The organism is Mycobacterium sp. (assembly GCF_049802695.1).
Lineage (GTDB): Bacteria > Actinomycetota > Actinomycetes > Mycobacteriales > Mycobacteriaceae > Mycobacterium.
Genome location: NZ_JBARMY010000230.1, coordinates 1 through 20,933, shown reverse-complemented (window position 1 = coordinate 20,933; position 20,933 = coordinate 1). Strand labels below are relative to the sequence as shown.

The following is a 20,933-nucleotide window of genomic DNA, read 5'->3' as shown; positions in this document are numbered from 1 at the left end:
AGTGAATTCCGCTGTATGCGTACCCGATTTGTCGACAGACGCAGTCACCCGCCAGCTGGCGGCTGCTTTGACGTAGTTGCACCGCTCGCAGAGGCCGAGTCCGTTGACCGCGTTGGTCGAGCCGGCTTTAGCGTGCGGTTGCGCATGGTCGGTGTGCCGAATCGGTGCATCGCAGTACGGCGTGCGACAACGCTGGTCACGCAAACCGATGAAGGTGGCCAGCCCGCGGGGGAAAAGCCGCGCCCGCGATTCGAGGGCGACCAAGGCCCCGGACTGAGGATGGGCGTAGAGCCGGCGCAGCGTCGCCCGTGAACGGTGGTCGTCGGCCGCCGTCGCCACCAGGTGACGGGCCACCGCAGCAGGGACCGGGCCGTAGCCACCGACTTCAGCCGGCGTGTCGTCGTCGCCGAGCAACGTGGCGTCCGACAACACGAGGTTGACTGCGATCGGCGGCGCCGTTGCTGTGCTTCGGCCGGTGACGCGTTCGACCAGGGTGTCTGCCATCACCTGCCCGCGCGACCGCCCATCGAAGGTGGTGTCCGCCTGACGGCGCAGCGCCGCATACACCGACACGCCTGTGGCGACCGGTAAAAGCGCCGTCAGATAGGTCATCGTGTCGGGCGCCGGACGTACTGTGACGCAGCGTTCGTTCTCCGCCTTGGCCGCGCGCTCCACAACAGCGTGCGGATCAAGCCGGTAGGCGATGGCCCTGGCCGCGGCGGCCACCCGCGCATCGCCCATGCCGTCCAGATCGGTCGGCTCGCCGCACAGCTCGGCATCCAAAGCCCGACGGTCCTCGACATCGAGGCACGCGCTTTCCCGGACGATCAGGGTGGCCCGCCATTCCGACAGAAGCCCGTGCTCAAGCGCCGCAAGGGTGTAAGGCATCTCGTGAACCAGAGCTTTGGCGAAACCCAGGTGCCGGTTGCCGCGAGCCGGCGAATCGCGGCGGGCCAGTGCGACCTCAGAAGCCACCCCGCGGCCCCGGCGCGGCGTCGGCACTCCCACCGCAGCCTCCGACGATCGCCGTGCGGCGTCCAGCGCCGCGGCCGCGCGGGCTTGACCGGCCGCCGCGGCAGACTTCAGCCGCTCCAACTCGGTGATGCGCCGAACCAGCGCCTGCTCGTCGGCACTCGGGTCGACTGACACCAATTTATCGAACATACGTTCGAGAGTACCCGCCCCCGACGACAATCGCCCAAGAAGTCAGCCGTGGCCGATATGCAGCAACTTCGCCAGGTTCGACAACTTGACCCGGGGACGGCCGTGCGGCTCGCCGGCCTCTCGTTCGAAGCGGTCGATCATTTCCCAGTGCGCATCGGTGACCAGCTTCGGCTGACGCGACAGCAGCCATTCGGCCAGCTTGTCGGCATGGTCGTCACCGAAATCCGCCAACCCGGAATCGCCGGCGGCGGCCAGATCGGCCAGCAATGTGTCGACCGTTTCCTGGGAATCCTTTTTGTTGGTGCCGATCACTCCGGTTGGCCCGCGTTTAATCCACCCGACGACGTACTCGTTACGGCTGCCCTCCACCCGTCCGTCGGCGTGGGGAATCGTTCCGTTCCTCTCGTCGAACGGCAACCCTGGCGTCGGCACGCCGCGATACCCGACGGAGCGCACCACCAGCTGGACCGGAAGTTCCTCACGCGCGCCGGTGTCCTTCGCGACTACCCGGCCGTCGTCGTTGACCAGCTCGTTTCGGCCGAGCACGATGCTTTCTACTTTGCCGTGGCCCTTGATCTCGATCGGGGAAGTGAAGAATCGCAGCACTATTCGCCGGTGTCCGGTTCGCGGTGGCCGGGCCGCATAGTCGCGCAGAACCTTGATGTTCTGCTTGGTGGTCTTGCCTACTGCCGCGGCGTCGTCGTCACTGATCCCTTCGAGGTCGGCCGGGTCGACCACCACGTCGACACCCTCGAGCTCGCCGAGCTCACGCAACTCCAGCGTGGTGAACGCCGTCTGTAGTGGACCCCGCCGCCCGATGACCACCACTTCTTCCATGCCGCACGGCCGCAGCGATTCCAGGGCGTGGTCGGCGATATCCGTGGCCGCCAGCACATCGGGGTCGGTCACCAGGATGCGTGCGACGTCGATAGCGACGTTGCCGTTGCCGACGACGATGGCGCGGCCATTGGATAGGTCGGGCGTCATCTCCTCGAAGTGCGGGTGCGCGTTGTACCAGCCCACGAAGTCGACGGCGGCGATGCTGCCGAGTAGGTCTTCACCGGGGATGTTCAACGGTTTATCCGACTGCGCCCCGATCGCATAGATCACCGCGTCGTAACGCTCGGCGAGTTCTCCGGCCCCGACGTGCTCGCCGATCCCGACGTTGCCGAAGAAACGGAATCGCGGATGCTCGGCGATCTTCTCGAACTGCTTGCTGATCGATTTGATCTTTGGGTGATCAGGAGCAACCCCGGAACGCACCAGGCCCCACGGCGTCGGAAGCATCTCGATCATGTCGACTGCGACGTCGATCTCGTCGGATGCCTCGGCGGCCTTCAACAGCGATGCGGCGGCGAAGAAACCCGATGGACCGGAGCCGACGATCGCAACATGGTATGGACGCATATCGATTGATGCTAAACGCCTACTCGCTGGTAGCTCCGCCATTCTGGATTGCCCCGCGCGCAACCGCCGCAGCCCGCGTCGTCACGGCTCGGCACTCCGCCGGTACCCTGAGCAGCTGTGGAACCCGACCGTCAGGCTGACATCGCCGCGCTCGACTCCACCCTGACGACGGTGGAGCGGGTGCTCGACGTCGACGGTCTGCGCAGCCGCATCGAGAAGCTCGAGCATGAGGCGTCGGACCCGAATCTCTGGAACGACCAGGCACGGGCGCAGCGGGTGACCAGCGAGCTGTCGCACGCCCAGGGCGAGTTGCGCCGCGTCGAAGAGCTGCGCCGCCGCCTCGATGACCTGCCGGTGCTGTACGAACTCGCTGACGAGGCGGACGGCGCCGCTGCTGCCGACACCCGCACCGAGGCCGACGCCGAACTGACCGCGCTGCATGCCGACATCGAAGCAATGGAAGTGCGGACCTTGCTGTCCGGCGAGTACGACGAGCGCGAGGCACTGCTCACCATCCGCTCCGGTGCGGGCGGCGTCGACGCCGCCGACTGGGCCGAGATGTTGATGCGCATGTACATCCGGTGGGCCGAGCAGCACAAGTATCCCGTCGAGGTGTTCGACACGTCCTACGCCGAAGAGGCCGGTATCAAGAGCGCGACGTTCGCAGTGCACGCGCCGTTCGCCTACGGCACGTTGTCGGTCGAGCAGGGTACCCACCGGCTGGTTCGGATCAGCCCGTTCGACAACCAGAGCCGCCGCCAGACGTCGTTCGCCGAAGTCGAGGTGCTTCCGGTGGTGGAAACCACCGACCACATCGACATTCCTGAAGGCGACATCCGCGTCGACGTCTACCGCTCCAGCGGGCCCGGCGGCCAATCGGTGAACACCACTGACTCGGCGGTTCGACTCACCCACATCCCGACCGGTATCGTCGTCACCTGTCAGAACGAGAAGTCGCAGTTGCAGAACAAGATTTCAGCGATGCGAGTTCTTCAGGCAAAGTTGTTGGAGCGCAAGCGCGTAGAAGAACGCGCTGAGCTGGACGCGTTGAAGGGTGACGGCGGCAGCTCCTGGGGCAACCAGATGCGTTCGTATGTACTGCACCCGTACCAGATGGTTAAGGATCTGCGCACTGACTACGAGGTGGGCAACCCGACCGCAGTCCTGGATGGAGATATCGACGGATTCCTGGAAGCAGGCATCCGGTGGCGCAATCGAAAAGATGACGAAAACTAACGAAACGTATCTCGCTGTAGGAATGGCACATCGCTGGCACGATTTCTGGCGCGGCGAGTTCGGCGAATGGATCATCACCCGCGGTCTGCGGATCGTCATGCTGCTGATCGCGGCGGTGCTGGCGGCTCGCTTCGTCAGCTGGGTGGCGCAACAGGTGACCCGGCAGCTCGACGCCGGCTTTGCCGAAAGCGACGCCTTGGTGCGCTCGGAGGCTACCAAGCACCGACAGGCCGTGGCATCGGTCATCCAGTGGGTGTCGATCGTCATCATCGCCATCTGGGTCATCGTTCAGATCGGCGACGTCCTGCAGTTCTCCGTGCGTGGGTTCGTCGCACCCGCCACCGTGCTGGGTGCCGCGCTGGGCTTTGGTGCCCAGCAGATGGTCAAGGATCTGCTCTCGGGGTTTTTCATCATCGTCGAGAAGCAGTACGGCTTCGGTGACCTGGTGTCGTTGACGGTGGGGGGGATCGCCGCCGAGGCGCGCGGCACCGTCGAGGACGTGACGTTGCGGGTGACCAGGCTGCGTTCACCTGATGGAGAGCTGTTCACGATCCCCAACGGCCAGATCGTCAAAACGATCAACCTCTCCAAGGACTGGGCGCGCGCGGTGGTGGACATCCCAGTCTCGACCAGCACCGACCTCAACCGGGTGAATGAGGTGCTGCGCCAGGAGTGTGAGCGCGCGCGGGACAACCCGTTGCTGGGTGAGTTGCTGTTGGACGCACCCACTGTGATGGGCGTGGAAAGCATCGAGCTGAACACCGTGACCTTGCGCTTGGTGGCCCGGACACTGCCGGGCAAGCAATTCGAGGCGGGCCGGCAACTGCGGGTGCTGGTGGTCCGGGCGCTGGCGCACGCCGGGATCGTGACGGCGGCCGACGCGAAGGTGGGAGTTGTCGACGATCCGGCCGCTCCGGCCGCGCAGGCCGAAGAGGAACCTCATGAGCGGGCCCGCGAGTCGGTGCGTCGCCGATGAAACTAACGCTGAACGTCCTGGAAGACCACAGCCGAGACACAGACCGGCACTGGCCCGGTTACCTCCTCGGCGGACGTATCCGCACATCGACGGCGGTTCTGATCGTCGTGTTCTTTGCGGTGTTATGGACCTACGACACCTATCGCCCGCCGACCAAGCCCGGTCAACCGCCGGCGCAGGTGGTCCCGCCGGGCTTCGTGCCCGACCCCAACTACACCTGGGTGCCGCGCACCCGGGTGCAACAGCCACCGCCCAGCTACTACACGCCGACACCGACGCCGACCACCACCGTGCCGACGACGACGACACCACCGCCGACGACCACGACCACGACGACTCCGCCGCCGCTATTCCAGCTTCCTGTGCTGCCGCCGCCGTTCGGTCCGGGCACTCCGACACCGGCGACGCCGACGACGGCACCGCCGGGGTCCAGTCCGGCGCCCGGCCCGATTCCCCGCCTCCCGCCACCCGGGGGATAGCGTGCCTGGCCCCGCCATCGCTCACAGCTACACTGGCGTGCCGTGATGATCACCCTCGACCGCGTCAGCAAGCAGTACAAATCGTCGGCGCGCCCGGCGTTGGACGACATCAACGTCAAGATCGACAAGGGTGAGTTTGTCTTCTTGATCGGTCCGTCGGGATCAGGCAAGTCGACGTTCATGCAGCTACTGCTTGGCGCGGAGAAGCCCACGACCGGTGATGTGCGGGTGTCGAAGTTCCATGTGAACAAGCTGCCCGGCCGGCATATACCCAGCCTGCGCCAGGTGATCGGCTGCGTCTTCCAGGACTTCCGACTGTTGGAACAGAAGACCGTTTTCGAGAACGTCGCGTTCGCGTTGGAAGTCATCGGCAAGCGGAAGGAAACCATCAACCGGGTGGTACCCGAAGTGCTGGAGATGGTCGGCCTGTCCGGTAAAGCTGTTCGGTTGCCCGACGAGCTGTCCGGCGGCGAGCAGCAGCGCGTCGCCATCGCCCGCGCCTTCGTCAACCGGCCACTGGTGCTGTTGGCCGACGAGCCGACCGGCAACCTGGACCCCGACACCAGCAGCGACATCATGGATCTGCTGGAGCGGATCAACCGCACCGGCACCACCGTGTTGATGGCCACGCACGACTACCACATCGTCGACTCCATGCGTCAGCGCGTCGTCGAACTGTCGCTGGGCCGGTTGGTGCGGGACGAGCAGCGCGGCGTGTACGGGATGGATCGCTAAGTGCGCTTCGGCTTCCTGTTCAACGAGGTCCTGACGGGCCTTCGTCGCAACGTCACCATGACTGTGGCGATGATCCTCACCACAGCCATCTCGATCGGTCTGTTCGGCGGCGGTCTGCTGGTGGTCCGGTTGGCCGACAACTCCCGGGCCATATATCTGGACCGGGTCGAGTCCCAGGTCTTCCTCACCAACGACGTCTCGGCCAACGACGCCACCTGCGCAGCCGATCCGTGTAAGGCGCTGAAGGACAAGATCGACCACCGCAGCGACGTCAAATCATGGCGGTTCCTCAACCGCGACGAGGCCTACGCCGACGCCATCCGCAAATTCCCGCAGTTCAAAGACGTCGCCGGCAAAGACTCGTTTCCGGCGTCGTTCATCGTCAAGCTGGAGAACCCAGAAGAGCACAAAGATTTCGACGCCGCCATGCAGGGGCAGCCCGGCGTCGACCATGTGCTCAACGAGAAGGATTTGATCGACCGGCTGTTCGCGGTGTTGGACGGTTTGAGTAGTGCCGCATTCGCCGTCGCGCTGGTGCAGGCGGTTGGCGCGATCCTGCTGATCGCCAACATGGTTCAGGTCGCGGCCTACACGCGGCGCACCGAGGTCGGCATCATGCGGCTCGTCGGTGCCAGCCGCTGGTACACCCAGCTGCCCTTCCTGGTCGAGGCGATGCTGGCCGCCACAATCGGTGTGCTCATCGCCGTCATCGGCTTGTTGGTGGTGCGGGCACTTTTCCTGGACAACGCGCTCAGCCAGTTCTACCAAGCGAATCTGATCGCCAGGGTTGACTACGCCGACATCCTCTATATCTCGCCCTGGCTGTTCGTGGTGGGCGTGGTGATGGCCGGTCTGACGGCGTATGCGACCCTGCGGGTATACGTGCGGCGGTAGCAGTGGCCAAGAAAGCGGCGGCGAAGCCGCGCGGTGACGGCAAGCAGATCGTCGCGACCAATCGCAAAGCCAGGCATAACTTCTCGATTGTCGAGGTGTACGAGGCCGGGGTGGCGCTGGTCGGCACCGAAGTCAAGAGCCTGCGCGAGGGGCATGCGTCGCTGGCCGACGCGTTCGCGACCGTCGACGACGGCGAGGTCTGGTTGCGCAACCTGCACATTCCGGAGTATCACCACGGCAGCTGGACCAACCACGCTCCGCGGCGCAATCGCAAACTGCTGTTGCACCGCAGCCAGATCGACACGCTGGTGGGAAAGCTGCGCGATGGCAATTACACACTGGTTCCGCTGTCGCTGTACTTCTTCGGCGGCAAGGTCAAAGTCGAAGTGGCGCTGGCGCGTGGTAAGCAGGCGCACGACAAACGTCAGGACATGGCTCGCCGGGATGCTCAACGCGAAGTGGTTCGCGAGCTGGGGCGACGAGTCAAGGGCATGACCTGATCGGGGTCACACTAGGGCTACTGTCGGCGTTCAGCTTCGGTGTCAGCGACTTCGTCGGCGGCATCGCGTCGCGCCGCGCACCCGCTCTGCGAGTCGTGCTGGTGTCCTACCCGGTCGCGATGGTGTTGCTCGGTGTGCTGGCGGTCAGCGCCGGGGGCCCGCTCACCCGCGGCGCGGTGTTTTGGGGCTTGCTGGGCGGCCTCAGCCAAGCCCTGGCCGCATGGTGGTTTTACGCGGCGCTCGGCGCGGGCCCGATTGCGGTGGTGTCGCCGCTCACCGCGGTCTTGACCGCGTCGGTACCGGTCGCAGCCGGGATCGTGCTGGGGGAGCGGCCCGGACAGGTGCCCGCCGTCGGCATCGGGCTGGCGTTGATCGCGGTGGTGTTGGTCAGCCAGGAAGCCACTGACGAGGACACCAAGCCGCACCGGTTCACCACGAAGGTGGCCTGGCTGGCGGTCGGCTCCGGACTGGCGTTCGGGCTGAACTTCGTTCTGATCGACCAGGCCCCGGCCGAGTCCCGGCTGTGGCCGCTGCTGTTCGGGCGGATCTCCGCGACGCTGTTGGTACTCGGCGTGGCCGCCGTAACCCGTCACCTCGAGCTGCCGACCGGGTTTGCGATGCGGATGGCGCTGATCGCAGCGTTGCTCGACGCCATCGGAAATGTCGCCATGCTGTTGGCGCTGCGTGGTTCACTGCTTTCGCTGGCCAGCGTTCTGGTCTCGCTGTACCCGGCGGCCACCGTCGTACTGGCCATCGTGGTGCTACGCGAGAGGGTGCACCGGTTGCAGGTGGTCGGCATGGCGCTGGCGCTGGTCTCGGTGGCGATGATTGCCGGCGGTTGACCCGAACCGCGGGCGTCTTCCTGCTGGTCAGCGATGTCCTGATGTTCGCTTGGGGAAGCTGACGTCTCCGTAGCCGATTCGGTTTACGATCCGAGCATGGCCGCCAATCAGGTCACCGAACTCGCCAAGTCCGATGTCCTGTCAGGTCTCTTCGGGGCGTGGGAGGCCATCGACCAGTTACTGACCGACCTGCCGGACGAGCAGTTTCGTTCCCCGACGCCGCTGCCCGGCTGGGATGTGCGCGCGGTGGTATCGCACATCATCGGCACCGAAAGCACGTTGCTCGGATCCGCCCTGCCCGAAGTCGATATAGACGTCCGCGCGCTGAAGCATGTGCGCAACGATTTCGCTGCGATGAATGAATGCTGGGTGCAGCATCTCGGCGCGCAATCAGACGCCGAACTGCACCAGCTACTTCTGGCTGTGACGAACGATCGGCGCAAGCTGCTGGCGGAAATGTCCGACGCGGAGTGGAACGCAGTGACGATGACGCCCGCCGGGCCCGACAGTTACGGCCGGTTCATGCGGATACGGACGTTCGACTGCTGGGTGCACGAGCACGACATCCGAGACGCCATCGGACGGCCGGCAGCTGACGCCGACCTGCGCGGTGCGGCGCCGCGGCTGGCACTCGACGAGATGACCGCCAGCATGGGATATGTGGTCGGCAAGCTGGGCAAAGCACCTAACGGGTCGCGCATCCTGTTCGAGTTGACCGGTGCGCTCGAGCGCAGCATCCACGTGGTCATCGAGGATCGCGGCCGGGTCGTCGAGGATTTCGGCGGTCAGGTGCCCACGTCGACGATCAGACTCGACGGCTTGCTGTTCACCCGGCTTGCCGCCGGCCGGGTACGCGAGGCTTCTCACAAGGCCGTCGAACTGGCCGGCGACCTCGACGTCGCGGGCCGCGTCGTCCAACATCTCAACTACGTAATCTGAGCCCCGCGGATGAATGTTCACTGCCTTGTTGTTGCAGAACGCGTACCATGAGTTGTCCTGCCGAAAGTGGCGGGGATGCGAGGGGCTGAACGGTTTCGACTTCGCGCATCGAATCAAGGGAAGCGTGCCGGTGCAGGCAAGAGACCACCGTAAGCGTCGTTGCAACCAATTAAGCGCCGATTCACATCAGCGCGACTACGCCCTCGCTGCCTAAGCGACGGCTGGTCTGTCAGACCGGGAACGCCCTCGGCCCGGACCCTGGCATCGTCTAGAGGGATCCACCGATGTGTTCGGTCGCGGGACATATCGGGACACTCACAGCGACTGGGATCGTCATCTCGGCTTGTTCGCGTGACCGGGAGATCCAAGTAGAGGCATAGCGAACTGCGCACGGAGAAGCCTTGAGGGAATGCCGTAGGACCCGGGTTCGATTCCCGGCAGCTCCACTAAGTAATACCAGGCCAGTGCAGCGTCGCCGTCGTGGGCCCTCTTCCGCCGGGGCCCTACTGCGCATGTATGGACAGAGTATCCGGCAATCACACCGACCCCCGGACGGCAGCACGCCGGATCTTGCAGCGGACTTCAGGAACTGTTGTGATTGTTGAGCATGTCGAAACCTCTTGATGCCACGCCTACACCGTCGGGCGGATCTACCCATGTCCGGTCGTACGACGGCGGAACCCTGATTTCCTCTTGGTATCCATCGCACCCGCTATTGTTCGGCGCCCACTGGCCATTGCGCCTGTGGTCGGGATACTGCGGGTGCGGGTCATAGGGGTTCGGGGGCGGCTCGCTACCGGGTCGAGCCCCTCAGCAGGATCGCTTCGCGTTCAACGTCATCCATGCCTGGTTGGACGCACCTATGAACCGCGCCGGTTCCAACGTTAGGGCTGGCCGGATGGTCAGCGTGACTTCGGTCATCGGCTCTGCCCTAGTCTCCAGGCCGGAGTACGGTGGTCGCAAATCGCGAAAGGGACGGAGCCGATGCCTGATTCGCTGGCCGGTCCGCGCCTTCGGCAGGTGGCGCTGGTGGCCCACGAGTGCGAGAAGACCGCCATGTCACTGCAGGAGACGTTCGGCTGGCCCGATCCCTTCCACGATGCCGGGGTCGGCGAATTCGGATTGATCAACGCCGTGTTCCCGGTCGGCATCTCCTTTGTGGAAGTCGTGTCACCCGCCCAGCCCGACACCACGGCCGGGCGCTATTTGGCCCGCCGCGGGGCGGACAGCGGTTACATGGCGATCTTCCAGATGCCGTCCATCGAGGAGGCTCGCCGGCGGGTGACGGATATGGGCGTGCGGGTGGTATGGCAAGTGGACCTCGGCGACATCGCCAGCAGCCACTTGCATCCGAAGGACCTCCCTGGCGCCATCGTCTCGCTCGACTGGGCGTCGCCGGCCGATTCGTGGAGATGGGGCGGACCGGCGTGGACCGGATCGGTGCCCGCCCATCCGGCCGGCGGGGTCAGCGGCATCACGGTGGCGGTGGAAGACCCGGGCGTGGCCGCCCAACGGTGGGCCCGGGCGCTCGGTCTTGACGCCGAGATGGCGGAAGGGGTGGCGCTGGTCCGGCTAGGCGCCGCCGGCCAAACCCTACGGTTCGTGTCGGTCGAGGATGGACGGGCCGAAGGCATCACGGAGCTGTGGTTGACTCCGGGCATGGAGGGGCTGCCCGAGGGTGAAGGACCGGTGGCGGAAATCGCCGGGGTGCGTTTCGTGGTCGGTACGCCATGACCACCATCGACACCGGCACCGAGGACCTTCTCGCCTCTGTCGATAACGGCGTGGCTGTGATAACCATGAACCGGCCGGCTCGCCGCAATGCCTTCTCGAACGAAATGGTCGAAGCGTTGGGACACGTCCTGGCCCGCGTCGAGATCGACGACGCGGTCGGCTGCGTCGTTTTGACCGGCGCCGGCGGCGCGTTCTCGGCCGGCGGCGACGTGAAGGCCATGGCCGACCGCAACGCCGGCAACGGACCGGCAGTGACGATCGACGCCACCATCCATCGCCAGCGTCTCAATCAGCAGGCGACCAGCGGCAAGCTCTGGCGCATGCCGAAGCCGACGATCGCCCAGATCCCTGGTCCGGTTGCCGGCGCCGGGTTGGGACTGGCGCTGGCGTGCGATCTCCGTTACGCCGCCGACACTGCCATCTTCACTACCGCGTTCGCGCGCGTGGCCTTCGCCGGCGACTACGGCGGCACCTGGTTCCTCACCCGTCTGATCGGCTCCGCCAAAGCCAAAGAGCTGTACTACTTCGCCGAACGTCTGAGCGCGACACAAGCCGAAGCTCTCGGGATAGTCAACGCCGTGTTCCCTGCAGGCGATCTCCAGAAAGAGGTGATGGACCGGGCCCGGCGCCTGGCCGGGGGTCCGTCAGTGGCCTTCCGGTACATGAAGGAGAACCTCAACCGGGCCGTGCACGGTGGCCTCGAGGAGTGCATGGACCTCGAGGTAACCCATCACGTACACACCGGCTCCACGGCCGACCATCGGGAGGCGGCCCTGGCGTTCGTCGAGAAACGGGAGCCGCGGTTTCAGGGCCGGTGACTTAGCCTCTCGGGTCCTTGTCGCTGTGCACGGCGGGGAAACACCTGCAAGCTCTGTCGTCGAACTCGCTGGCTGCGACAGTCAATCATCATTCCTCGCAACGCCACCGAGATGGTCCACATCGGTCAGGCCGCGCTGAACGAGCGGAAAGTTGGGCGCGCTCAACCGTTCCGCAGCTAACCAGGTGAGCGGCCAGAGCTAGCAACTAAGAAAGGCGATCGGCGGATCCTCGCCTTGGCCACCCGCTTCGGCACGGTCTAGTAGCGCTGCGGTGCGTTCGCTAAACGGCGCCGAATACGACAGCCATGGGGTGCACCCGCCGCCCTGGAAGCCGCCGGTCACCCCGGTGACCGTCGCCCCCGTGATCCACGGCGCGCCGCTGGTGCCATTGACCAGGCCCGAACACAGAAACGAGGGGTAACCATCCGGGCTGGTCCCCGCGCTGTTTTGGCAACCGATCGGCGTGCCTCCGCCGCCGGCCGCATAGCCAATGATGCTGACTTGGCTACCCGATGCGGGCGCTGTGCCGAGCAACAGTGCGGAGCCGACCTGCGCCTCGATCGATCCGCCGCCGAGGCGGCTGACTCGCGCAAATGCGTAATCAACACGTGGATCTTTGAACGCGACCCAAAGTGGGTCGAGGTATACGGCATCGATCGTCCAGATGTTGGACGGCACGGCTACGTCGGCGAAACCGGGAACGAAGGTTGTCGAGACACCTTCGACCAGGCAGTGCGCAGCGGTCAATATCAGGTCGCCCGCGGACGAGTGCACCACGGAGCCTGTGCAGGTGTGCAGGTTACCGCCGCCCAGGAAAATTGCGCCCACCCGTGGGTCGGGGTTCACCGGACCTGCGACGGGGATCTTGTTAGGGTCGTCGGCAAGCTGTACGCGCATGCCAGTGGTGCGTACCGAACCGGCGGGTTGACCGCAGGCCGCCAGCAGCAACACCAGGCCCAGGACCATCGCCAGAACACGCATCGAGGCTTCATCATGACGCAAGCGCGGCGGTCTAAGGCGCTTCAGTGCGGCGATTCGAGTGGCCGACAAATCGTCCCCTGGCCGAGACGGATCTTCAATGCGAAATGCAATTTAGTGCCACTGTATTCGAACGCACAAGCGGGTGCCGCTACGACACGTCCACCAGTCGACGTGAGCGCGGCGGCTCAGCCCATCCCGCTGGCTGTGACCGGCGATTGCGTCAAGGCGGATCGGCCAAGACGTCGGCGCGATCGATAAGGCTGCGGCTAGCGCGCGCGTCTTGTCGGTTGCTACTTCTCGTTCGACGTCTTAAGCATGATGCGCCACTCGACAAGGCCGTCGGCATATTGCCTTTTGACTTGCTCTTGACGTCGTCGAGACTCGAAGACGAAACCGCAGGTAAAGAGCGCGACTGAACTGGATCGAGACGGAGCGAACTGGCAGCTCAGCACCCATTTGGCTGGTAGAGCGGCGGGTTCGATTCCCGGCAGCTCCGCAACAGATTGCGTTGGTTGATTGCCGCCTCAACCGCCCCGACTTTGGCGGCAGCGTCGGGTCCGCAATAGCGCTGGTGGGTGGTGCGCCACCGCACATTCAGCAGGCTGGCGCAGCGAAGGTTTAAGGCCGTCTTGCAACTACGCCAACCAGACGAATGGCCGGTTATCTCAAGGCGTCTACCGGTGACTTGCGGCGTCCAAAACCATCTACCAGCTGTAAGGAAGGGTGGAAACGGTAAACATCAGAACGCAGTTTGAAAGCACTTTTCATGGGGGCAGGTGGTCGCAGGTTAAACTTCTGGTCAGCCCGACGAGGAAATGCCTTTGACCTGCAGATACGGACTATTAGGCTCTTCGACCACCGGTCAGTCGTTCGTCAACGGGAAGCCCGAAGATGTGATACACACCAGTTCACCGGGCCACGTTCGACCGTCGGGGAGGCGTTCTTGGGCCGACGGGACTGAAACTATCGGGAGGGAAGCGTCAAGTGAGCCGGTGGAGTCCCGATGGCACGCGCGCCGCAAGCTGGATCACTCTGGCGACGCTAGCGGCGACGACCGTAGTGCTTGCGTGGTTTGTCCTCGTCCGGTTGGTCGGCGTCCACGGCGATGATCTGGGCTTCGAGGATTTGCTGGTCTACCGCGCTGCCGGCCGTGCGATACTCGCGGACCACTCGCTCTATGCGCACGACTTCGCCGCAGTTAACCACTCTCCGTACGGCTTGGCATTCATCTACCCGCCGTTCTCGGCCCTTCTCTTCATTCCGCTGGCCATCGTGCCGGCAGGCCTCGCGAAAGTGTTGATGGTCCTTCTCAACGCCGCCGCCTGCACTATCTTCTTCGGCGTTACTGTTGTCGCCGCGCTACACGACTGGGGTCGGCTTCGGAGCTGGCGTTCGCTGACCGCGCCGATATCGGTCAAGACCGCCACCGTGGTGTTCGCCGCGGCTGTCATCTTCTTGTTCAGCATGCCGGTTAAAGCCACCTTTGAGTTTGGCCAGGTGAACTTGATACTGGCCGCCGCGGTCGCGCTCGACGTATTGGTGCCACACCTGCCCTGGCCACGCGGTCTGCTGGTTGGCCTCGCAGTAGCGATTAAGCTGACGCCCGCCGTCTTCGTCGGCTACTTCCTGGTGACCCGGCAGTGGCGAGCGCTCGCCGTGTCCCTGGCCACCGCTACGTCGGCATTGGCCCTGAGTTGGCTCGTTTGTCCCTCGGATACCACCCGGTATCTAACCTCGATGGTTGTTGATCCGCGGAAATTCGGCGGCCTGACGTTTGCCTCGAATCAGTCGGTACGTGGCGTCATAACGCGCATCCCTGCCCTGGACTCCGTGCATGGCGTGATTTGGGGGGTAGTGACGGTGCTGGTCTTGGCGCTGGCGACCGTCGCGATTGAGGTCAGCCGGCGTTCCGGAGACACGCTCGCGGGCATGTTGTCTGCCGCTTTCACCGGTCTTCTCTGCTCGCCGGTGTCGTGGGGTCATCACTGGGTGTGGCTATCGGCGACGGTGGTGTACTTTTTGGTGCGCTGGACAGTGGTCGGCGGGGTTCACAATTTTGTTGCAGGATTCGCCGTTGCCTTGGTCGTGCTAGCGGCACCCTGGAACCTCTTGCCCAACGACTATGAGCGGGAACGGCTGTGGAACCCGTTCGAGCATCTGCTCGGCGCCGTGTGGACACTCACTGCAATCTTGTTGCTGGCTTGGTTCGCAACGGCGCTTTTGAGGCCACGTGGTGTGGCTAGCGTGAGCGGCTATGACACGCCAGACGACGCGAGCGACGTGTCTGAGGTCGATTCGCCAGCGTCCCGCAACGTCGACCTCGCCACCACCGGCGGCGCTAACCTCGCCGTTGCGCAGTCAGATGTTTTCTTGAGGTCGTGCCAGATACGCGCCGAATCGCCTCCGCAAATTTGATCCGGGGGCTGTGTACTTGCTCGCTAGGACGAGGCTAGATTCGCGGACACAACACGAATTTGACGGATACCGACAACAGCGCTAGCGGGGCGATGGGCCCACCGGATATTTGCGTCCGACTGTGCGCCGTCGACACCTCTCGCGTATCCCCATGTCATTCCACGTCGTTTCGCGTCGTGAATCTCGGCGTTCCGCAGTTCACAGGGCTTGTTATACCGGTTGCGATTGCGGCAGCTCCACTGACCGGACCCGCTGCTTAGCGGGCCTGAGGGCCGCCGCCCGCCGTGGTTTGAAGCGGCCGGCGCACCAGCAGCGGCGACAATATTGGTCGAACGCGTGATGCCGCAAGGGTAAGCGTGTGAACGTCGAAACGACCGATGCCGGCGCCCGTGCCGGCCATCAGCGTACGGAGGTCAACGCCGCGGGCGACTGCTCCAAGCGCGTTCTGGCCGCGACGCCGTGCGAGCAGGATCGAGCCCGCCACCAATCCACAGAAGAATCCCAGGAAGAAAATCCCACGTGCGCGTCGCTTCTTTCGCCGCGCAACGGCAGAGGCGACGAATCCACCTGTCGCGCCGATGGCGGCAACCGCGAGAACCAGCGAAGTCAGCTGTGGCAGTGCGAGCGACCCCATAACTCAACCCCCGGGCCGTCGTCTGCGTAGGCCGCTCGCCGATTCAACCATCGTCTTCGCCGCATCGGCAGTGCTGGTCGAGCTTCGTGACCAAAGCGAGCGTAATGCGTTAGCGCTCCGCTGCAGTCGAATCGGCGGTCAGCAGCAGTTCGTCGATCAGGGCGCGGACCCGGGCGGCGATATCGTCGCGGATCTGCCGCACGACGTCGAGGGGTTGCCCGGCGGGGTCGTCAAGTGTCCAGTCAAGGTAAGTCACCCCGGGGAAGTAGGGGCAGGTGTCACCGCAGCCCATAGTGATCACGACATCGCTGGACTGCACTGTTTGTCCAGTGAGGACCCTCGGGTTCGTCGCCGCCATGTCGATCCCCAACTCCGCCATCGCAACGACAGCGACCCGGTTGATCTGGTCAGCGGGTTCGGTTCCGGCCGAACGCACTTCGATGCGACCACCGGCCAGATGCGTCAGCAGTGCGGCGGCCATCTGGGAGCGGCCGGCGTTGTGCACGCAGACGAACAACACGCTGGGCGTCTTGCCGGTCACGGTTGGTGCTGCCCGGCCTGTGGTGTCGGCTCTGGGAAGCGGCGCCGCAGCGCCAAGGCTGCATAGACGAGCGCGACGAGCACGGGCACTTCGATCAAAGGTCCGACGACCCCCGCGAGCGCCTGGCGGGAGGTGACACCGTAGGTGGCAATCGCCACGGCGATGGCAAGCTCAAAGTTGTTGCCGGCGGCGGTGAACGCCAGCGTGGTGGTGCGGCCATAGCCCAGGTGTAATGCGTAGCCAAGGGCGTAGCCGCCGCCCCACATAACGGCGAAGTAGGCCAGCAGCGGGAGGGCGATGCGTGCGACGTCCCACGGTCGGGTGGTGATCTGGTGGCCTTGCAGGGCGAACAGCATCACGATGGTGAACAGCAGCCCGTACAGCGCCCACGGCCCGACTGTCGGCAGGTAGCGGGTCTCATACCAGTTGCGGCCCTTGCCCTTTTCGCCCCAGCGCCGCGACAAGTAGCCGGCTGCCAGAGGGACGCCGAGGAAGATGACTACGGACCGGGCGATCTGCCAGGGTGAGACGCTGATGCTGGTCTGGGGCAGGTGCAGCCAGCCGGGCAGCACGGCGAGGTAGAACCAGCCCAGGACCGCGAACATGGCGACTTGAAACATCGAGTTGAGCGCCACCAGCACCGCGGCGGCTTCGCGGTCCCCGCAGGCCAGGTCGTTCCAGATGATGACCATGGCGATGCAGCGGGCCAACCCGACGATGATCAAGCCGGTGCGGTATTCCGGCAGATCCGCCAGCAGCAGCCAGGCCAGGGCGAACATGACGGCCGGGCCGAGCACCCAGTTCAGCAGGAGCGAGGACGCCATCAGTGCCCGGTCACCAGTGACGGTGTCCAGACGGTCGTAGCGGACCTTGGCCAACACCGGATACATCATGACCAACAACCCGATCGCAATCGGCAACGAGATCCCGTCGGCCTGCACCTTGCCGAGTGTGGCGCCCAGGCCGGGGATCACTCGGCCCAGCAGCAGCCCGGCGGTCATGGCAGCCAAAATCCAGATGGGCAACAGTCGGTTCAGAGTGGAAAGCCTTGTCGCAACAGGCGCCTCGGCTTCGGCAAACGTGTCGGTCATCGCAGCGTGCCGCCCCGGCACACACTTCCGCCGTGCTCGGCGATACCGTCGGGGCTTGCACCGAAGGTGTCGGAGTCAGCCAGCACGGTGTAGATCTCCCAGCGCTCACCGTCGGGGCCGGTGACCCAGACCTTGTTCTGGGTGGCGAAACAGCAGGTAATGCCGGTCTGCTTCTCAGTGACCATTTCGACCTCTGTCAATCGGGCGATCTCTGCCTCTACGACCTCGGTGGTGTCGACTTCCACCCCCAAGTGGTTGAGGGTCCCGCCCTCGTCGGCGTCTTCCAGCAGGACCAATTTCAACGGTGGATCAGCGATCACAAAATTGGCGTAGCCAGGCTTGCGCTTGGCCGGTTCGGTACGAAACAGTCTGGAGTAAAACCGAATTGCGGTATCCAGGTCGTCGACGTTCAGAGCGAGTTGAACACGGGACATGCGAGCCAACCTCGAAGTTGTAAGACATATATCGAACTACTGGCAAGCTCAGCATGCCACCCTTTTGATATATGTCAACTTCTCTGGCAGAGTGACGCCATGCCCAAAGCATTACCGGTGATCGACACGACGGCGCCGGTGTGCTGCACCCCGGTGGCCTCGGGTCCGTTGAGCGATGACGATGCGTTAGAGATCGCGTTGCGGCTCAAGGCCTTGGCTGATCCGGTGCGGGTCAAGATCGTGTCGTATCTGTTCAGTTCAGTTGCCGGTGAGGAGATTTCCGGGGAGTTGGCCGCGGTGCTGGGGCTGAGTGAGTCGACGGTCAGCCATCATCTGAGCCAACTGCGCAAAGCTGGGATCGTCGTGTCGGATCGCCGCGGGATGAACGTGTATCACCGGGTGCGCCCAGATGCGTTGCAGGCGTTATGCGCGGCGCTGGACCCCGAGTGCTGCAGCTAGCCTCGCAGCACTCCTGAGCGGGTGGCGTACCGGTGTCTGGCAGCCCAACGAAAAGCACCCACGAGAAGTCTGTCAAGTTATCGATCGGTTTCGTAGGTTTCAGGCGCGCCCAAGGCTTCATCAATCCATTTGTGGCATGCGATGATCGCAACGTCAGCGGCTCGGCTTGTCGTCAACAGTACTGGCGCCTGTGCTCAGCGGAGAGGTAGAAAGGACGACCACCCAGTGCGTTCGCCCAGCTCTGTGGCATCACCACTGGCCGGCCTTATCCTGTTGGTCGCGGTGCTCACTCTCGAGGGGGTAAGCGCCCCGAGCGCCCATGCCGACGCGATCGACACCAATTTCGTCTCTGCGCTGCAGGCCAAGGGCATCAATTTCGCGTCGCCGCAAGCCGCAATCGTTGCCGGTCATCAGGTCTGCGACGAACTCGATTCCGGTAGGGCGGCAGGCGACGTCGCGAACGATGTGATGGGCAGCAGTAATCTCGACGGCTACCATGCCGGGTTTTTCGTCGGCGTCAGCGTTGCGGCGTTCTGCCCAAGGCATGCCGGAGAAAGCTGACGGCGTCCCCTGCGGCGAACCCGCTCATCCCGCTGATGGCGGTCGAGGCATCACCTTTCCCTTGATGTCCAAGCCGATTTCGATGTCGTCGTACTTCTGCTGCTTTCGTTTGCGCCAGCCAGTGCCCGGTGAGATCGGCGGCGGCATCAGCGGCGGCAGCATCGGCATGCCCGACTGACCCACCGGGAGGGGCGATGCCAGTGAAGCGAGTCGTACCTCCGCTTGCGAAGTGGGCAACAGTGTTCCTACGGCGGGCGGGGCGGTCAGCTTTCCCACCGACCATCCTGCGCCCATCGCCGCCGTGGGCGCTTCGGAAATTCCGCCGAATGCACCCGCACCGGGTGAACCGAAACCGGCACCCGGTGCGCCTAGCCCTGCACCCAACGGTCCCAGAGCTGATTCACCTTCCGACAAACCCTGGCCGATCTGGCTCTGCACACCTTGCAGTGCCTGAGCCGATGTGTTTTGCGCCAGATAGCTGAGCAGGTTGATCGGAAACCCCGACGAGATGAACTGGTTGGAATATTGATTGGCTAAACCGATATAGCCGGTCGTCGGATCCGCAAAGCCAAGGTTAATCGGAGCGGCAGCGGCAGCAGCGGCAGCAACGGGGGCCGCAGGCGTTGCAGCGGCAGCAACGCGCGTCGCAGAAGAGGAGGCGGCACTAGCGGGCACCGCACTGGCCTGAGCGGCCGTGCCCGCCGGATTGGTGATCGAAGGCGGTGAAGAGAATTGGGGCAGCGAGGTGGCTTGTGCCGAGGCCGTCTGATAGCGAATCATCGCCGCGGAGTTGTTGGCCCACATTTCCTGGTATTCCTGCTCGGTCTCGGCGATGGCCGGAAGTTTGTTCCCGAACTCATTGGTGGCCAACAACTGCACCAGCCGCATCCTGTTGGCGATGACATTTGCGAGCGGAACTACCGCCGAACGGACGGAATTGAACGCCGTCGCCGCGGCCTGCGCCGACGAGCTCAGCTGTTGGCTTTGCTGCGCAGTCGTGCGCAGCCAGGTGATGTACGGCTGGACGGCCTGCGTCATCGCGGAAGAGGAGGGGCCACGCCAGCTGCCGGCCAGCGACGACAACGCATTGGCATAGTTCTCCGCAGATTCTTCCAAACCGGCACCGAGCTGTTGCCACGCCGTTGAGGCCTCGATCAGCGATTCCGCACCAGGTCCCGATTCAATCAGCGCAGACGTGACCTCGGGGGGCAAACTGGTGACCTCCATAGCTTTACAGGTTGACTACCGTTGGAAAACTCTCGGAACATTGCGTTGACGACGGTGAAAAAATTTGTGAAAGACTTAGGGTTGACGCGTCCGTCCGCCGCACTGCAAGCGTGAACGACGCGAGAATCAAGAGATGGCGTTGACCGCGGTTGACAATCGCGACTTGAACTCGTCCGGGATAGGGATATACCCGTTGTCCGCCAGGCCGTTTTGCCCCGCGCCGAGCGTGGTCTGCAGAAACGCCTTCACCGCCGTACCGGCTTGCGGATCGGGATACTTCGAACACACGAGCTCGTAGGTCGCCAGCACGATCGGATAAGAGCCGGGCTTGTTCGGCCGGTAAAACGAAATGGTGTCGAGAGCCAGATCGTTGCCCTTGCCAAGGAACCAGGCACTCGAAATCGTCTGTCCCACCGACTCCGGGCTGATGGCCACCGGATCCGGACCGGCCGACGTCACGATCTTGGCCATGTTCAATTGCTGCGACTGGGCGAACGACCATTCGATGTAGGTGATCGAGCCTTCGGTGCCTTTGACGGCCGCGGCGGCGCCGTCGTTGCCGACAGCGCCCTGGCCGACACCGCCATTGAACTTCTTCCCGGCGGGCTGACCCCACGTGCCGTTGGAGGCGGTGTCGAGATACTTCTGGAAGTTGTCGGTCGTCCCGGACTCGTCGCTGCGGAACACGACACGAATCGGCTCATTGGGCAAGGTCACGCCGAGATTCAACAGCTGGATCGCCGCATCGTTCCAGGCGGTGATCTGACCGTTGAAGATCTGCGCCGTAGCGTTGCCGTCGAGGTTCAACGAAGTCACACCGTTGACGTTGAAGGCGACGGCGATGGGGCCGAACACCATCGGCAGGT

19 protein-coding genes, 1 other RNA gene and 1 pseudogene are annotated in these 20,933 nt (G+C 64.2%); 14 read left to right on the top strand and 7 right to left on the bottom strand.

Features of this window, described 5'->3' with window-relative positions; genetic code table 11:
- Together WA317_RS09305 and WA317_RS09300 are read right to left on the bottom strand one after the other, a co-directional pair.
- On the bottom strand, nucleotides 1–1,164 hold a 1,164-nt coding region (locus WA317_RS09305; RefSeq protein WP_425172747.1), incomplete at its 3' end, for a DUF222 domain-containing protein.
- Nucleotides 1,165–1,206: 42 nt separating this feature from the next.
- Nucleotides 1,207–2,571 carry an FAD-dependent oxidoreductase gene (locus WA317_RS09300; RefSeq protein ID WP_425172746.1) on the bottom strand — a complete coding sequence of 455 codons (1,365 nt, stop codon included), beginning with the start codon at nucleotides 2,569–2,571 and terminating at the stop codon, nucleotides 1,207–1,209.
- A gap of 117 nt (nucleotides 2,572–2,688) precedes the next feature.
- Between WA317_RS09300 and prfB the strand changes: the two genes are divergently transcribed.
- From prfB to WA317_RS09245, 11 genes are all read left to right on the top strand, one after another.
- Nucleotides 2,689–3,807 (top strand): peptide chain release factor 2, encoded by a 1,119-nt coding sequence (gene prfB, locus WA317_RS09295; RefSeq protein WP_425172745.1) that lies wholly within the window; start codon nucleotides 2,689–2,691, stop codon nucleotides 3,805–3,807.
- A gap of 22 nt (nucleotides 3,808–3,829) precedes the next feature.
- Nucleotides 3,830–4,783: a mechanosensitive ion channel family protein gene (locus WA317_RS09290; RefSeq protein ID WP_425172751.1), complete on the top strand. Its 954-nt coding sequence runs from the start codon at nucleotides 3,830–3,832 to the stop codon at nucleotides 4,781–4,783.
- The gene (locus tag WA317_RS09285) at nucleotides 4,780–5,262 is read left to right on the top strand and encodes a hypothetical protein (protein ID WP_425172744.1); all 483 of its coding nucleotides are present in this window, start codon (nucleotides 4,780–4,782) and stop codon (nucleotides 5,260–5,262) included. Before WA317_RS09290 ends, WA317_RS09285 begins: the two co-directional genes overlap by 4 nt.
- Nucleotides 5,263–5,307: 45 nt before the next feature.
- A complete protein-coding gene (ftsE, locus tag WA317_RS09280; RefSeq protein WP_425172750.1) occupies nucleotides 5,308–5,997 on the top strand; it encodes a cell division ATP-binding protein FtsE in 690 nt (229 codons plus the stop codon).
- On the top strand, nucleotides 5,998–6,891 hold the full coding sequence (ftsX, locus tag WA317_RS09275) for a permease-like cell division protein FtsX (RefSeq protein WP_425172743.1): 894 nt from the start codon (nucleotides 5,998–6,000) through the stop codon (nucleotides 6,889–6,891).
- A 2-nt stretch (nucleotides 6,892–6,893) separates the two neighbouring features.
- Nucleotides 6,894–7,391 carry an SsrA-binding protein SmpB gene (gene smpB, locus WA317_RS09270; RefSeq protein WP_425172742.1) on the top strand — a complete coding sequence of 166 codons (498 nt, stop codon included), beginning with the start codon at nucleotides 6,894–6,896 and terminating at the stop codon, nucleotides 7,389–7,391.
- Nucleotides 7,388–8,233, top strand: coding sequence for an EamA family transporter (locus tag WA317_RS09265; protein WP_425172749.1), 846 nt, complete (start codon nucleotides 7,388–7,390; stop codon nucleotides 8,231–8,233). The genes smpB and WA317_RS09265 overlap by 4 nt, the downstream gene beginning before the upstream one ends.
- Nucleotides 8,234–8,329: 96 nt before the next feature.
- The gene (locus tag WA317_RS09260; protein ID WP_425172741.1) at nucleotides 8,330–9,172 is read left to right on the top strand and encodes a maleylpyruvate isomerase family mycothiol-dependent enzyme; all 843 of its coding nucleotides are present in this window, start codon (nucleotides 8,330–8,332) and stop codon (nucleotides 9,170–9,172) included.
- 81 nt (nucleotides 9,173–9,253) lie between these two features.
- Nucleotides 9,254–9,621: a transfer-messenger RNA gene (gene ssrA, locus WA317_RS09255) on the top strand.
- A 535-nt stretch (nucleotides 9,622–10,156) separates the two neighbouring features.
- A complete protein-coding gene (locus WA317_RS09250) occupies nucleotides 10,157–10,906 on the top strand; it encodes a hypothetical protein (protein WP_425172740.1) in 750 nt (249 codons plus the stop codon).
- Nucleotides 10,903–11,724: an enoyl-CoA hydratase-related protein gene (locus WA317_RS09245; protein ID WP_425172739.1), complete on the top strand. Its 822-nt coding sequence runs from the start codon at nucleotides 10,903–10,905 to the stop codon at nucleotides 11,722–11,724. The genes WA317_RS09250 and WA317_RS09245 overlap by 4 nt, the downstream gene beginning before the upstream one ends.
- A 198-nt stretch (nucleotides 11,725–11,922) precedes the next feature.
- On the opposite strand, the gene WA317_RS09240 is transcribed toward WA317_RS09245, so the two are convergent.
- Complete coding sequence (locus WA317_RS09240; RefSeq protein ID WP_425172738.1) at nucleotides 11,923–12,705, bottom strand: trypsin-like serine peptidase; 783 nt, start codon at nucleotides 12,703–12,705, stop codon at nucleotides 11,923–11,925.
- A gap of 984 nt (nucleotides 12,706–13,689) precedes the next feature.
- On the opposite strand from WA317_RS09240, the gene WA317_RS09235 reads away from it, so the two are divergent.
- Complete coding sequence (locus WA317_RS09235) at nucleotides 13,690–15,120, top strand: glycosyltransferase 87 family protein (protein ID WP_425172737.1); 1,431 nt, start codon at nucleotides 13,690–13,692, stop codon at nucleotides 15,118–15,120.
- A 743-nt stretch (nucleotides 15,121–15,863) separates the two neighbouring features.
- Here the strand turns inward: WA317_RS09235 and arsB are convergent.
- A pseudogene (gene arsB / locus WA317_RS09230) lies at nucleotides 15,864–17,386 on the bottom strand (ACR3 family arsenite efflux transporter).
- Complete coding sequence (locus WA317_RS09225) at nucleotides 17,383–17,820, bottom strand: ArsI/CadI family heavy metal resistance metalloenzyme (protein WP_425172736.1); 438 nt, start codon at nucleotides 17,818–17,820, stop codon at nucleotides 17,383–17,385. Before WA317_RS09225 ends, arsB begins: the two are co-directional and overlap by 4 nt.
- 99 nt (nucleotides 17,821–17,919) lie before the next feature.
- On the opposite strand from WA317_RS09225, the gene WA317_RS09220 reads away from it, so the two are divergent.
- Both WA317_RS09220 and WA317_RS09215 read left to right on the top strand, forming a co-directional pair.
- Nucleotides 17,920–18,279, top strand: coding sequence for an Rv2640c family ArsR-like transcriptional regulator (locus WA317_RS09220; RefSeq protein WP_425172735.1), 360 nt, complete (start codon nucleotides 17,920–17,922; stop codon nucleotides 18,277–18,279).
- A 282-nt stretch (nucleotides 18,280–18,561) separates the two neighbouring features.
- The gene (locus WA317_RS09215) at nucleotides 18,562–18,840 is read left to right on the top strand and encodes a DUF732 domain-containing protein (RefSeq protein WP_425172748.1); all 279 of its coding nucleotides are present in this window, start codon (nucleotides 18,562–18,564) and stop codon (nucleotides 18,838–18,840) included.
- Nucleotides 18,841–18,864: 24 nt separating this feature from the next.
- Here the strand turns inward: WA317_RS09215 and WA317_RS09210 are convergent, their stop codons facing one another.
- On the bottom strand, nucleotides 18,865–20,067 hold the full coding sequence (locus WA317_RS09210) for a PPE family protein (RefSeq protein ID WP_425172734.1): 1,203 nt from the start codon (nucleotides 20,065–20,067) through the stop codon (nucleotides 18,865–18,867).
- Between the two features lie 126 nt (nucleotides 20,068–20,193).
- Nucleotides 20,194–20,933, bottom strand: a 740-nt coding sequence (gene pstS / locus WA317_RS09205; RefSeq protein ID WP_425172733.1) for a phosphate ABC transporter substrate-binding protein PstS, incomplete at its 5' end; no start/stop codon positions are given.

Bases quoted from the DNA above. Each gene is read 5' to 3' on its own strand.
- WA317_RS09300 (WP_425172746.1), bottom strand. From the start codon at position 2,571: ATGCGTCCATACCATGTTGCGATCGTCGGCTCCGGTCCATCGGGTTTC.
- WA317_RS09290 (WP_425172751.1), top strand. From the start codon at position 3,830: ATGGCACATCGCTGGCACGATTTCTGGCGCGGCGAGTTCGGCGAATGG.
- WA317_RS09285 (WP_425172744.1), top strand. From the start codon at position 4,780: ATGAAACTAACGCTGAACGTCCTGGAAGACCACAGCCGAGACACAGAC.
- ftsE (WP_425172750.1), top strand. From the start codon at position 5,308: ATGATCACCCTCGACCGCGTCAGCAAGCAGTACAAATCGTCGGCGCGC.
- WA317_RS09260 (WP_425172741.1), top strand. From the start codon at position 8,330: ATGGCCGCCAATCAGGTCACCGAACTCGCCAAGTCCGATGTCCTGTCA.
- WA317_RS09250 (WP_425172740.1), top strand. From the start codon at position 10,157: ATGCCTGATTCGCTGGCCGGTCCGCGCCTTCGGCAGGTGGCGCTGGTG.
- WA317_RS09245 (WP_425172739.1), top strand. From the start codon at position 10,903: ATGACCACCATCGACACCGGCACCGAGGACCTTCTCGCCTCTGTCGAT.
- WA317_RS09240 (WP_425172738.1), bottom strand. From the start codon at position 12,705: ATGCGTGTTCTGGCGATGGTCCTGGGCCTGGTGTTGCTGCTGGCGGCC.
- WA317_RS09225 (WP_425172736.1), bottom strand. From the start codon at position 17,820: ATGTCCCGTGTTCAACTCGCTCTGAACGTCGACGACCTGGATACCGCA.
- WA317_RS09220 (WP_425172735.1), top strand. From the start codon at position 17,920: ATGCCCAAAGCATTACCGGTGATCGACACGACGGCGCCGGTGTGCTGC.
- WA317_RS09210 (WP_425172734.1), bottom strand. From the start codon at position 20,067: ATGGAGGTCACCAGTTTGCCCCCCGAGGTCACGTCTGCGCTGATTGAA.